The sequence below is a fragment of the Vibrio sinaloensis genome (assembly GCF_000808535.1).
Classification (GTDB): domain Bacteria; phylum Pseudomonadota; class Gammaproteobacteria; order Enterobacterales; family Vibrionaceae; genus Vibrio; species Vibrio sinaloensis_D.
The window spans coordinates 14,191-27,044 of record NZ_JWLV01000005.1 but is presented as its reverse complement, the minus strand read 5'-3'; the positions used below and the strand labels follow the sequence as shown (position 1 = coordinate 27,044).

Annotated in this window: 11 protein-coding genes; 3 read left to right on the top strand and 8 right to left on the bottom strand. The window is 47.7% G+C overall.

Annotation, left to right across the window (positions count from 1 at the left end):
• Window position 1: 1 nt before the first annotated feature.
• The 3 genes from RJ47_RS04350 to RJ47_RS04340 form a co-directional block, all read right to left on the bottom strand.
• Window positions 2-1,327, bottom strand: coding sequence for a serine/threonine protein kinase (locus RJ47_RS04350; protein ID WP_038192520.1), 1,326 nt, complete (start codon window positions 1,325-1,327; stop codon window positions 2-4).
• Between the two features lie 160 nt (window positions 1,328-1,487).
• Window positions 1,488-2,843, bottom strand: a complete 1,356-nt coding sequence (gene gorA, locus RJ47_RS04345) for a glutathione-disulfide reductase (protein WP_038139790.1) — start codon at window positions 2,841-2,843, stop codon at window positions 1,488-1,490.
• A gap of 202 nt (window positions 2,844-3,045) precedes the next feature.
• Window positions 3,046-3,885 (bottom strand): 23S rRNA (adenine(2030)-N(6))-methyltransferase RlmJ, encoded by an 840-nt coding sequence (locus tag RJ47_RS04340; RefSeq protein WP_039481835.1) that lies wholly within the window; start codon window positions 3,883-3,885, stop codon window positions 3,046-3,048.
• Window positions 3,886-4,037: 152 nt separating this feature from the next.
• Here RJ47_RS04340 and prlC point away from each other — a divergent pair, with 152 nt between their 5' ends.
• The gene (gene prlC, locus RJ47_RS04335; RefSeq protein WP_039481832.1) at window positions 4,038-6,080 is read left to right on the top strand and encodes an oligopeptidase A; all 2,043 of its coding nucleotides are present in this window, start codon (window positions 4,038-4,040) and stop codon (window positions 6,078-6,080) included.
• 95 nt (window positions 6,081-6,175) lie between these two features.
• Window positions 6,176-6,394 carry a hypothetical protein gene (locus RJ47_RS04330; RefSeq protein WP_043887271.1) on the top strand — a complete coding sequence of 73 codons (219 nt, stop codon included), beginning with the start codon at window positions 6,176-6,178 and terminating at the stop codon, window positions 6,392-6,394.
• On the opposite strand, the gene RJ47_RS04325 is transcribed toward RJ47_RS04330, so the two are convergent.
• The 4 genes from RJ47_RS04325 to RJ47_RS04310 all read right to left on the bottom strand — a co-directional run bounded on the left by RJ47_RS04325 (window position 6,391) and on the right by RJ47_RS04310 (window position 8,817).
• A complete protein-coding gene (locus RJ47_RS04325) occupies window positions 6,391-6,846 on the bottom strand; it encodes a DoxX family protein (RefSeq protein ID WP_039481829.1) in 456 nt (151 codons plus the stop codon). The two genes, RJ47_RS04330 and RJ47_RS04325, sit on opposite strands and share 4 nt — an antisense overlap.
• A gap of 9 nt (window positions 6,847-6,855) precedes the next feature.
• On the bottom strand, window positions 6,856-7,617 hold the full coding sequence (locus tag RJ47_RS04320; RefSeq protein WP_039481826.1) for a DNA-binding domain-containing protein: 762 nt from the start codon (window positions 7,615-7,617) through the stop codon (window positions 6,856-6,858).
• Complete coding sequence (locus tag RJ47_RS04315; protein ID WP_039481823.1) at window positions 7,614-8,477, bottom strand: DUF692 domain-containing protein; 864 nt, start codon at window positions 8,475-8,477, stop codon at window positions 7,614-7,616. The genes RJ47_RS04320 and RJ47_RS04315 overlap by 4 nt, the downstream gene beginning before the upstream one ends.
• Before the next feature lie 79 nt (window positions 8,478-8,556).
• Complete coding sequence (locus tag RJ47_RS04310; RefSeq protein ID WP_005475027.1) at window positions 8,557-8,817, bottom strand: DUF2282 domain-containing protein; 261 nt, start codon at window positions 8,815-8,817, stop codon at window positions 8,557-8,559.
• A gap of 269 nt (window positions 8,818-9,086) precedes the next feature.
• Between RJ47_RS04310 and uvrD the strand changes: the two genes are divergently transcribed.
• Window positions 9,087-11,258 carry a DNA helicase II gene (gene uvrD, locus RJ47_RS04305; protein ID WP_039481821.1) on the top strand — a complete coding sequence of 724 codons (2,172 nt, stop codon included), beginning with the start codon at window positions 9,087-9,089 and terminating at the stop codon, window positions 11,256-11,258.
• A gap of 887 nt (window positions 11,259-12,145) precedes the next feature.
• Here uvrD and RJ47_RS04300 read toward each other — a convergent pair.
• A complete protein-coding gene (locus RJ47_RS04300) occupies window positions 12,146-12,808 on the bottom strand; it encodes a LysE family translocator (RefSeq protein WP_039481820.1) in 663 nt (220 codons plus the stop codon).
• Between the last annotated feature and the right edge of the window lie 46 nt (window positions 12,809-12,854).

Here is a 12,854-nt window from a genome sequence, read left to right as displayed (position 1 = left end):
TTTATTTGACTTTGTCCTTGTCTGTTGAGGAAGGCGACGCCGCTTTCTCTTCGATTGGCGTCATCATCACGAGAAGCAACTTTTGCTTGATGTGTTTGGGCATGTCGGGATTGGCTAGAATCCGGCGACGCGTTAGGTCCAGAAACGACGGGAGCGGCATTTGTTGCGCGGCTTGGCTTTTGGAATGAAACATCATGCTGGAAACCTCAAAGATCATGTTCTCAGCGATGCGTTTTTCGTGTTCCAGTTGCTGATTTTTATACGCAAGAGAAGACGAGAAGTAGCCGCCTAAACCGATCAGCAATAGGCACAAAGAACTGATCACAGGGTTGCGTTGAAACAAGCGCAAGCTGCGATAAAACGGCACGTGACGTTTGAGTGAGATAGGTCTTTTCTCAAGCAGGGCTTCGATGTCTTGCTTGAGCGTTGTCACAGACCCAAAACGCTTGGCGCTATGGTGTTCTGTTGCGCGCTGCTGAATCATGCCTAGGTCAGAAAAACGGGCTTGATGAGGGCATAGCCACATCAGTAGTTTGCCGAGTGCATAGATGTCGCTGCTGGCGGTCACCGGTTTGCCTTGCTGTTGCTCTGGGCTAGCGAACGCTTTGCTAAATGCGGTTAAACACTCAGAGTAACCCAATGAGACATTCGCTTTCTGAGTGAGATTGAAATCAATCAGTTTGATGTGCTGATACTCATCAACCAGAATGTTCTCCGGCTTAATATCGCCGTGAACAATGCCTTGGTGATGGGAGTACTCCAGCGCGCTGCATACTTGACCAAACAGGTTGAGTTTTTGTGTCAAAGAAAGAGCGTGTTGACTAAGAAATGTATCGAGCGATGTACCTTCGACATGTTCCATCACAATGTAGACTTCGCCATTGTGGATTCCGCCATCGAAGACTTTGGCAATATTAGGGTGATTGAGCTTCGCCAGCAGTTGCGCTTCACCAAATAGCGCTCGATTGTCGAACACTTGGGCTAAATCGGATTGCAGGAGTTTAATGGCGAGCTTCTGCTCAAAGGCTTTATCAGCACGACAGGCAGCGTAAACCACGCCCATTCCTCCACGGCCGAGCTCATGGAGAATGTGGTATTTGTCGATTTGTTGATCGGTATAGTCTACTTGCGAAGAGGCACTATGCTCAAAAGTGAACTGAAACAACTGATCAAGATGATCAGAGCTTTCAGCCGCAACTAGTGGAGCAACTTGTTGATACAGTTCGGGTTGGTGCTTTTGGAGCTTGTCTAGCGCTTCTCTTTTTTGCTGGTCATCTAAATCCAACAGCAAGTAATACACATCGGTTTTACTTGAATCTAGCTTCACTGAACGTCAGTTTATATTTCATTTTTATCGGCACAGTCTATAGAAAAACCGGGTGTCTTTCTTACTAAATTTATCGAATTTGAGAATACTTGAGGCTTATTTGATAAATCTCATAATAAAAAAGCAGCCATGAGGCTGCTTTATGACATTAATTTGTTGCTTAGCGCATGGTAACGAACTCTTCAGAGCCCGTTGGGTGAATCGCCACAACAGAGTCGAAGTCTGCTTTGGTTGCGCCCATCTTCATTGCTACGCCGAAGCCTTGAATCATTTCATCAACGGTGAAACCGATGCCGTGTAGGCCAACAACTGTTTCTTCTTCGCCCGCACAAACCAGCTTCATCTTACATGGCTGACGGTGCTTAGTGACGGCGGTGTACATTGCGGTAAAGCCAGACGTGTACACTTTCACGTTGTCTTTGCCGTACTTCTCTTCCGCTTCTTGCGTTGTTAGACCAATCGTGCCGATTGGTGGGTGGCTAAACACAACAGTTGGCACTAGGTTGTAGTCCATTTTCGCATTGGTTTTGCCGTTGAACAGACGCTCTGAAAGTTGGCGACCGGCTTTAACCGCAACAGGAGTCAACTCGATACCGCCTTCCATGATGTCACCGACACAGTAGATGCCTTTGACGTTGGTCTCTTGGTATTCGTTTACTTTGATGTAACCACGGTCATTGGTTTCAACGCCAGTAGATGCAAGGTTGATAGCATCAGTGGCAGGATGACGGCCGATTGCCCAGATCAGTTGGTCAACGTTTTGCGTGTTGCCGTTTTCTAGGTGCAGAGTCAGGCTACCATCTGCTTCTTTTACGATCTCTTTTGGAATCGAATGAGTGTGCAGCTTAGGACCTTCTGCGTCCATTACCTCAACCAGCGTTTCAATGATCATTGGGTCAAAGCTACGTAGTGGAGATTCTTTACGCACAAACAGGTGAGTTTCAGTACCTAGCGCATTCAGTACACCAGCGATTTCTACCGCAATGTAACCTGCGCCGATCACTGCCACGCGTTTTGGTTGTTCGTTTAGCTCAAAGAAACCGTTAGAGTCGATGCCGTATTCCGCACCTGGAATGTTCGGAATCGTCGGACGACCGCCAACAGCAATCAGGATATGATCAGCGGTGTAGTGTTCACCATTCACTTCAACCGTTTTCTCATCAACAAACTTAGCAAAGCCTTTGATGACGTTGACTTTGTTGTTGCCAAGTACGCGGTCGTAAGATTGGTGAATACGACCAATATACGCTTGGCGACTTTCTACCAGTTTGCTCCAGTCGAAGCCTTTTACATCGATATCGAAGCCGTAGTCTTCAGCGTATAGATTCATTGCATCTGCAATTTGAGCGCCGTGCCACATCACTTTCTTCGGTACACAGCCTACGTTGACACAGGTACCGCCAAGGTCTTGAGCTTCGATTAGGGCTACTTTCGCGCCGTACATCGCCGCGCGGTTTGCTGATGCGATGCCGCCTGAGCCGCCGCCGATACAGATGTAATCAAAATGAGTCGCCATTACTTTCTCCGAGCTTTTTGAATTATTGATTGCTATGCCAATGACATTGGGGCGAGGAGTCTGAAACTCAATCGCAGCGCATAGCTGTCCTTATCTCTTATCATAAATCGACCATCATCGATTTCCCAATGGGAAAAAGTGCGTGTCGTTATGACATTTAGCGATAAAGCAGAGCGTTTTGGCTCTGCCGTCTAGAAATCGATTATTCCGGAACAATCCATTCCACTTTGAAGTGACCGGTTGCTGGTGCAATCGCTTCCTTCAAAAATGGCAAAATTTCATTCATTTGGCTTTCTAGCTTCCACGGTGGGTTGATCACAATCATGCCCGATGCCGTCATGCCACGTTCGTTGGTGTCTGGGGCGACGCCAAGTTCGATTTGTAGAATTTTGCGAATGCCTAACCCTTCCAAGCCTTCAATCATGTCTTCGATGTCACAGCGGTTGACCACTGGGTACCAAATCGCATAAATGCCCGTTGCCCAGCGTTTGTAGCTTTGGAAGATCGCTTGCACCACATCGCGATACTCTTTTGCCAGTTCGTAAGGTGGGTCAATCAACACCAAACCACGGCGCTCTTGCGGTGGCAAGCTCGCTTTTAGGCGCTTGAACCCATCTTCTTTATAGATGGCTACTTGGCGATCGCGATGGAACTCTTGTTCTAGCAATGGGTGATCCGCCGGGTGTAGTTCGGTTAGAACCATGCGATCTTGCGGGCGAATTTGCGCGCGTGCGACTCGTGGTGAGCCAGGGTAGTAGCGTAGAGTGTCACCGTTGTTGAGCGTTTTGATGGCGTCAAGGTAGCCTTGAAGCTCAGCAGGAATCGCTTTTTGGTCCCACACGCGGGCAATGCCTTGCTTGTATTCACCGGTTTTCTCTGACCATTCGTGAGTCAAATCGTAGCGACCAACGCCAGAGTGCGTGTCATGGTAAACAAAAGGCTTATCTTTTTGCTTTAGAGAATCCAAGATAAGGCTTTGAACAATATGCTTAATCACGTCAGCGTGGTTGCCTGCGTGAAAACTGTGGCGGTAACTTAACAAAATATTTCTCTCAGAATAGGTGCAAAGAGCATGATGAATGATGGCTCTTAGTATACGTTACTATTGAAAATTGCTGAACCTACCTATATTTAGTATCTAACAGAAATAAAAGATGTCGCTGAAGAACGTCTTTGAATCAAAAGGAATGCTTTATGTCTAACCCATTACTGACTTTCACGGATCTTCCCCCGTTTTCACAGATTAAGCCTGAGCACGTTAAGCCTGCGGTAGAGCAAGCTATCGAGGCGTGCCGCGCTAAAATTGACTCGGTACTGGAAAACAATACCGCGCCAAACTGGGAGAACGTTGTGGCGCCTATCGAAGAGGTGGATGATCACTTAAGTCGTATTTGGTCTCCGGTGAGCCACATGAATTCAGTGGTCAACAGTGATGAGCTGCGTGAAGCATACGAAAGCTGCCTGCCATTACTTTCTGAGTACGGTACTTGGGTTGGTCAGCACAAAGGACTGTTCGAAGCGTACAAAGCGATCAAAGCGAGCGATGCGTTTGCAAAACTGAGCCAAGCGCAGCAGAAAACCATCACCGATTCGCTACGCGACTTTGAACTGTCGGGCATAGGCTTGCCTGCGGATGAGCAGCACCGTTATGGTGAGATCAGCAAACGTATGTCTGAGCTAGGTTCTAAATTCTCTAACAACGTGCTAGATGCCACTATGGGTTGGACTAAGCATGTTGCAGATGAGAAAGAGCTCGCGGGTATGCCAGAGTCAGCGCTAGCGGCAGCCAAAGCCGCGGCAGAAGCCAAAGAGCTTGAGGGTTATTTGCTCACGCTTGATATCCCGTCTTACTTACCCGTGATGACGTACTGTGATAACCAAGAGTTACGTAAAGAGTTGTATGAAGCGTATGTAACGCGTGCGTCAGACCGAGGTCCGAAAGCAGGTGAGTGGGACAACACAGAAATCATCAATGAACAGCTCAAGCTGCGCCATGAGATTGCTCGTATGCTTGGTTTTAATACCTACAGTGAGAAGTCTCTAGCAACCAAAATGGCAGAGAATACCTCTCAAGTACTCGGTTTCTTAAATGATTTGGCGAGCAAAGCGAAACCGCAAGGCGAGCGTGAGGTAGAAGAGCTGCGCCAATTCGCTAAAGCCGAGTTTGGTGTGGAAGAGCTTAACTTGTGGGACATCGCTTACTACAGCGAAAAACAAAAGCAGCACCTGTTCCAAATCTCGGATGAAGAGCTGCGTCCTTACTTCCCTGAGTCGAAAGCCGTGAGCGGTCTGTTTGAAGTGCTAAAACGAGTCTTCGGCATGACGGTTCAAGAGCGTGAAGGCGTGGATACTTGGCATGAGTCAGTGCGCTTTTTCGATATTTTCGATGCTGACAACAACTTGCGTGGCAGCTTCTACCTAGACTTGTATGCTCGTGAACATAAACGCGGTGGCGCGTGGATGGATGAGTGTCGAGTGCGTCGTATCAATGCTCAAGGTGAACTGCAATCGCCTGTGGCGTATCTGACGTGTAACTTTAACCGCCCAGTGGGAGACAAGCCTGCGCTGTTCACCCATGATGAAGTGGTGACGCTATTCCACGAGTTTGGTCATGGTATTCACCATATGTTGACGCAAGTGGATACCGGTGCGGTATCGGGCATCAACGGCGTGCCGTGGGATGCGGTTGAATTGCCAAGCCAGTTCCTAGAAAACTGGTGCTGGGAAGAAGAAGCGCTGGCGTTTATCTCGGGTCACTTTGAAACGGGTGAGCCACTGCCAAAAGAGATGCTGGATAAGATGCTGGCAGCGAAGAACTTCCAATCAGCGATGTTTATTTTGCGTCAGTTAGAATTTGGCTTGTTTGATTTCACGCTGCACACGGAATTTGATCCGGAAGTAGGACCTCGTGTCTTAGAAACCCTAGCTGAAGTGAAGTCGAAAGTGGCGGTGCTGCCAAGTCTAGAGTGGAACCGTTTCTCGCATAGCTTTAGCCATATTTTTGCTGGTGGTTACAGCGCGGGTTACTACAGCTACCTATGGGCGGAAGTGCTGTCGTCGGATGCTTTCTCACGTTTTGAAGAAGAAGGCATCTTCAACGCGGAAACCGGTCAAAGCTTCTTAAACAACATCCTTGAAATGGGTGGCAGTGAAGAGCCGATGGAGCTGTTTAAACGCTTCCGTGGTCGTGAGCCACAAATTGACGCGTTATTGCGCCACTCGGGTATCAGCGCTTAATTTGTTTTAGTCGCAATCATAAAACGCCCCTGATTCATTGAGTCAGGGGCGTTTTTTATTGATATGATAATCACCTTAGTACGCAAGGAGGTTATATGCTGAAACTAGGTAAGATGTTTGTATTGAGCGCATTAGTACTATTAGGTGCGTCTGGTTGTGCGGAGTTAAAGCAAGCAGGTACGGAAATTGGTCATGCGACTCGTGATGCTGCGACAACCATTGGTCATGCAACGCGAGACACCACCAAAGCCATTGGCCATGCCTCACGTGATGCCGTGAATTCAGTCAAAGAAGACTTGAACGACGGCAACTAACCAGCCAGCTTTCCACGTAATAACTTATCAACGGATAGTGGTCCTGGTCCCCATACCACAACGATTAGGATCATTAATCCCCATAGCTGGTGGTCATAAAAGCCTTGCTCCCATAATACCGGGTAAGAGACGACGGCAATAATGTTGAACGCAAACAGCATCGCCGCGGTGGGTCTTGTCAACAAGCCTAACGCAACAAAGATAGGCAAGATAAGTTCAGCCCCCGTTCCCAAATAAGCCGCCAGTTGCCAAGGTAGTAACGGAACTTGGTATTCATATTCAAATAAGAATAGTGTGCTATCCCATGTCGATATTTTGGTTAAGCCCGCATTGAAAAAGACCCAAGCGACCCACACTCGACAAAAAAGCAAAAGTAATGGCACCACAACCGACTGCGATTTTTCGATCAGAGTATCGTAGTGATTGAGCATGTTTTTTATAGATTCAGACATCGTGTCCCCTTACCGCGCGAGCGAAAATCCAGCAACCATGTTGCTTTCGACAAAATAATTTAGGTGTTGAAGTGTATGAGGTGGTATCTCACCCAAGGTGCGACCAGAATGCAGGTGTTGCAGCAGTTCAAAAGCCTCATCGTCGAGAGGCTGCATCCACACTTCACCCTGTTGGGAGCAGCAGATCACGCCCTGTTGAGGCTTATCTAAAACCAAATCATCAAACTGATTGCTCTCAATGGCCGTTTTTAGCGCAAATAGCGCATATTGGGATTGAAATGGCATCACACCTGGCCACAAATGTAGATGAATTGAGGTTTGCTGCATCGGCTCTACCTCGGCTAACTTGGCTAAAGGCAATAGAGTGTCTGGCGCAGATACATTGCCTTGTTGCTGCTGAGCCATATCGATACACCATTCGAAACGGGCGACATCGGCGGCATAAGGCGCAGCTTCAACAACCGCAGGGAAGCGCTCGATAGTGTGCGAAAAATGCTCTCCGTAGTCACTGACATCCCCGACTTGCAATGGGTGGGCAAGCACATGCTGGCGGGCTAATTGGCCAAAGCACTCTTCGCCAACCAAAGCGCAAACCATGGGGTACGTCGCCTCTAGAACTTCACTCAAGCCAATGATGAAGTTGTTGCGATAAATCTGCATACGTTCATCAGCGGTAAAGTGGTCGCTGACTATCTCACACTCTTCACCGGTTGCTTGGTAGTGCAGCGCCTTGGCAAATTGATGTTGTAACTGGGCTAGGGAAAGAGTCATGACGCTCTCCTTGGCTGACTTTCTTCAAGATGCTGGTGCAGATAATCATTCGCTTTGCCAGCTTCCGCGAGCAAAACCTCAGGCTTCGGAATATCGAGATCCCATTCGATGAGCGTATGGCGAGATCCGTGTTGCGATAGCCATTGTGTGTAGAGTTGCCAAACTTCGTCACTGACTGGTTGGCTATGGGTATCAATCCAGACTTCACCTTTCTCTAGCTGTTTGATGGTGAATCCTGCCAAATGAATTTCATCCACACGCTCAGCCGGAATCGCATCCAAATAGGTCTGGGTATCGAAGCCGTGATTGAAAGCGGAAACGTGAATATTGTTTAAATCCAATAGAAGTCGACAATCAGTGCGACGCTGAACCTCTGCAAGAAACTCCCACTCAGGAATGGTGGAATGGGCAAACTTAACGTAGCTTGACGGATTCTCTATCAGGATTGGGCGTTGTAAGTGGTCTTGCACTTCCGCGACGTTACGACAAAAAACGTCTAGCGCTTCAACGGTGTAGGGAAGTGGCAGCAGGTCATTGAAGTGGTGACCGCCGTTTTCACTCCAGCTTAAATGGTCAGAGACAAGAAACGGCTCTAACTCATCGACTAAGCCTTTGAGTTGTTGAAGGTGTGTTTTATCTACCCGAGCAACACTGCCTAAAGATAAACCAATCCCATGACAGCTGATTTGGTAGTCTTGGGCGATTTGGCGCAGTTGCTGGCGAGCGGCTGAGTAAGGACGAAAGTAGTTTTCGCTGTGGATTTCTAACCAAGAGAGCGCAGGCTTCTGGTGGGTAAAATAATCCAAGTGTGGTGTTCGCAACCCCACACCAATATGGTTGTGATAGTTATGATTTTTCACGGGCGAATCCTTGGCGAGTGGGGGAAGGTAAACGGCTTGTTGAGCCTAAACCGTTTACCTTACGGACAGACAATAGGTGTTATGAAGATTGAGTGCTGCCGCCCGTCAACTTGCCACACAGTCCTTTAGGGACAACCACAAACGCGTCAGTTTGATTGTCTTCTTTTGCAGTACCAGCACATGAACTGGTTTTGGTTGCACAGTCGTTTTTGCCCGCTTTAGAGACGCCGTAGCATTTCTCTTTTTCTGCCGCTAGCGCAGGAGCAGCAGTCAACATTGAACCACCTAGAGCCAGTAAACCTGTAACAGCAGCAGTAACAGCAAGATTCGATTTTTTCATTGTATTATCCTCAGACTTAATTCCTTTACTTATGTGGGCAAGTGGCGGTTGTTTTTCCAGCAACTTGCTTACTAAACAAGATAGAAAGGGGATGAAAAAACTTTCAAAAAATTTATCGAAAACCACTGAACCATTTTTTATTTTTATTTAAGTGGTTAATTTATATCGACTTTTATCGCGTAAATTTTTCTTGTTTTTGTTCTGAAATGCGGAGGCTGTTTAGGTTATAATCACTTTTCATGTATAGATAACCAGTAGCTGAGCACAGAATGGATCCTTCATTACTCCTCGATGGTCTGAACGATAAACAGCGTGAAGCCGTTGCCGCCCCTCTAGAAAACTTACTTGTCCTTGCTGGTGCGGGAAGTGGTAAGACACGAGTACTAGTGCACCGCATTGCTTGGTTAATGTCGGTTGAGCAGGCATCACCGTTTTCTATCATGTCGGTGACCTTTACCAACAAGGCCGCGGCAGAAATGCGTGGTCGTATTGAAGAGTTAATGATGGGCAGTGCCTCTGGGATGTGGAACGGGACTTTCCATGGTATTTGCCATCGAATCCTTCGCGCTCACTACCTTGATGCCAAGCTGCCAGAAGACTTCCAGATCATCGACAGTGACGATCAGCAACGCTTACTGCGCCGCTTGATTAAGGCACAAAATCTGGATGAGAAACAATGGCCGGCACGCCAGGTCAGCTGGTGGATTAACGGCAAAAAAGATGAAGGTCTTCGCCCGAATCACATTGATGCCTATGGCGATTCGATCACCAAAACTTATCTCCAATTGTACACCGCGTACCAAGAAGCATGTGACCGAGCGGGCTTAGTCGACTTTGCCGAAATTCTACTTCGTGCCCATGAACTTCTGCGCGATAAAAAGCACATTCGTGAGCATTACCAAGCGCGCTTTAAGCACATTCTGGTTGACGAATTCCAAGATACCAACAACATCCAATATGCTTGGTTGCGTATGATGGCAGGGCCAGATTCGCATGTAATGATTGTTGGGGATGACGACCAATCTATCTATGGTTGGCGTGGCGCTAAAATCGAAAACATCGAGAAGTTCACCTTAGAGTTTCCAAGCGTGAATACCATTCGTTTGGAGCAAAATTACCGCTCAACCAAAACCATCCTTGAAGCATCGAATGCTCTGATCGCCAATAACACGGAACGTATGGGTAAAGAGTTGTGGACGGAAGGCGCAGAAGGTGAGCCTATTTCGGTTTATTCGGCTTACAACGAGCTTGATGAAGCACGCTTTGCCGTCAACAAAGTGAAAGAGTGGCAAGACAAAGGCGGTGCTTTGAATGATGCCGCCATGCTCTACCGCAACAACGCCCAGTCACGTGTTCTAGAAGAAGCGCTAATCCAAGCGGGGTTGCCTTACCGAATCTATGGCGGAATGCGATTCTTCGAACGTCAAGAAATCAAAGATGCCCTGAGTTACTTGCGTTTAATGGCCAACCGCAACGACGACGCAGCATTTGAACGTGTTGTGAATACTCCGACACGTGGCTTGGGTGATAAAACCTTAGAAACGATTCGTTTTGCCGCCCGAGATCAAGGCTGCACGATGTGGGAAGCGAGCATTCGCCTGTTAGACGATAAAGTGCTGGCTGGCCGTGCTGCAGGTGCCCTGAGCCGTTTTGTTGAATTGGTCAACGCACTAGAAGATGACACCTGTGAAATGCCGCTGCATGAACAAACCGACCACGTGATCAAGTATTCGGGTCTGTTCGCCATGTACGAGCAAGAGAAAGGTGAAAAGTCCAAAGCGCGTATTGAGAACTTGGAAGAGCTGGTTACGGCAACCCGCCAATTTGAAAAACCAGAAGAAGCGGAGGAGATGACGCTATTGACTGCGTTTTTAACTCACGCGGCTTTAGAGGCGGGAGAAGGCCAAGCGGATGAGTTTGAGGATGCCGTCCAACTGATGACGCTACACAGCGCTAAAGGCCTTGAGTTTCCATTGGTCTTTATGGTCGGTGTCGAAGAGGGGATGTTCCCAAGCCAGATGTCTGCGGAAGAAGCGGGCCGCTTGGAAGAGGAACGTCGCCTTTGTTATGTGGGCATGACTCGTGCAATGGAAAAGCTCTACATCACCTACGCGGAAATGCGTCGCTTGTACGGTCAAGATAAGTACCACAAGCCGTCACGTTTTATCCGTGAGTTGCCAGAAACCTGTCTGGATGAAGTACGTATGAAGGCGCAGGTAAGCAGACCAACCAGTTCGGGCCGCTTTAGCCAAACTGTGGTGAAAGAGAACTTCAATGAAACAGGTTTTAGTTTGGGTTCACGCGTTATGCATCCGAAATTTGGCGAAGGTACCATCATCAACTTTGAAGGCAGTGGCCCGCAAAGCCGAGTTCAAGTCGCTTTTAACGGCGAAGGGATCAAATGGCTGGTAACGGCGTACGCTAAATTAGAAAAGTTGTAGTTTCTGTAAGTGATTTTTCAAAATGTTTGAGCTTTAGACGAGGCGGCAATCAAGCGAGACCCCTGAGCATAGTAAACCGATGTGATGGGGCTGGTTGAAAGTGAAAGCCCAGCCAATGCAGCAGCTAGTTCACTTATGTAGAGAAAAGATAAAGAAAAACCCCGAGGGCTTGCGCCCATCGGGGTTATAGTCTTACTCGCAGCAATCCGGCTACTAAAAGTGCTCCATGCATCAAATCCTTGATAGTATGCTGATGTCCTTCAGCTTAGTCCTTTTCTCGCCATCCTAGCGGTGTCCTTGACCCTATCCTGGTCCACTAACAATCCTCGTTAGCTCACTTCGCTTGTTCCCTGAGCGGTGTCCCTTTCATCATCCTGATGATCGTTCCTTGCCTCGTCCAGAGGTGTCCATTTCCCTTCCTTAGTAGCAACCATCCTAGTCACTATTGCGTCCGTTCAATGTCCAATTTGCTATCCGTGCCGATTACTCATCCTAAGCAACCGTATCTTCTTCCTGAAGATTACCTAATCCGTGGTAATTTCCTGTTCCGTGTCAGCATCCTTCCGACAAGGTTCATATTACGCCAGTGGTAGATTTCAGCAATATGACGAAAACGATTTCCTAATAATCTCTTTGGGTTATTTTTGTACAAAGTCATCTAAATCAGTGGTTTATGTGTTTATAGTGATATTACTCTTAGCTAAAAAGCTATTTTTGCTCACTCACTTGTAAGAGATCTCGCACAAGGCTTCGGGGTGATCGTTGATCAAACCTCTCACACTGACATCCAATAATGACGTTTTTTTGCACACAAATTCACTCTTCGGCGAATAAAAATGCCTCTAAAAGCAGGATTGGTGACTAACTATTCGCCAAGGTTGTGGAGGCTAAATCAGTAAACTGCTTGCCGATTGCCACAAAATACCTGCCCCAATGAGTGAAAAGATCACGCCACACAATCCATCAATATAAAGGGTGATCGCCTGCAACTTGCGCTGCATCCGTTGGGTGGACAGCGCCCAAGCCAAAAATGAGAACCAAGCTAAAGAGAGTATCCACAAAATGGCGAGCGCGGCCCCTTTTCCACTCAGAGACATCGTCGCAGGAACCAGTGATGACATGAGGCTCACAAAAAAGACCAACGCTTTTGGGTTGAGGATGTTGGTCGCAAAACCACGAGAGAAGGCTTGGCGTTTGTTACTGAGTAGCAGTTGGGGAGCTTCGATATGGGTTGTGCTTGCGGGCTCGCGCTGCCAACTTACCCAAGCTGCTTTTAAGGCGCCATAACCCAAGTAAAACAGGTAGCTGCCGCCGGCAATTTGTACCAAAGCGAACAGAGTCGGTTGCTGATGCACTAAGTAGCTGACGCCCGTTAAACTCAAAATTGAGTGGAGCAAAATGCCACAAGATAGCCCTAGTGCGATGTACAAACCGGTTTGGCGACCATAGCGTGTTGCGTTTTGTACGACGAGGGCAAAATCTGGGCCTGGGCTCATAAGGGCAATGAAGTGGACGGTTGCTAACGTTGCAAGGATGGTGATTTCACTCATGGTAGTCACTGTTTAATACGAAATTTCGCTTAGTGTGCCAAATTCA

Excerpts from the sequence above, each read along its gene's own strand:
- RJ47_RS04300 (WP_039481820.1), bottom strand. The coding sequence starts at position 12,808 with ATGAGTGAAATCACCATCCTTGCAACGTTAGCAACCGTCCACTTCATT.
- RJ47_RS04330 (WP_043887271.1), top strand. The coding sequence starts at position 6,176 with ATGCTGAAACTAGGTAAGATGTTTGTATTGAGCGCATTAGTACTATTA.
- uvrD (WP_039481821.1), top strand. The coding sequence starts at position 9,087 with ATGGATCCTTCATTACTCCTCGATGGTCTGAACGATAAACAGCGTGAA.
- RJ47_RS04320 (WP_039481826.1), bottom strand. The coding sequence starts at position 7,617 with ATGACTCTTTCCCTAGCCCAGTTACAACATCAATTTGCCAAGGCGCTG.
- RJ47_RS04325 (WP_039481829.1), bottom strand. The coding sequence starts at position 6,846 with ATGTCTGAATCTATAAAAAACATGCTCAATCACTACGATACTCTGATC.
- gorA (WP_038139790.1), bottom strand. The coding sequence starts at position 2,843 with ATGGCGACTCATTTTGATTACATCTGTATCGGCGGCGGCTCAGGCGGC.
- RJ47_RS04310 (WP_005475027.1), bottom strand. The coding sequence starts at position 8,817 with ATGAAAAAATCGAATCTTGCTGTTACTGCTGCTGTTACAGGTTTACTG.
- prlC (WP_039481832.1), top strand. The coding sequence starts at position 4,038 with ATGTCTAACCCATTACTGACTTTCACGGATCTTCCCCCGTTTTCACAG.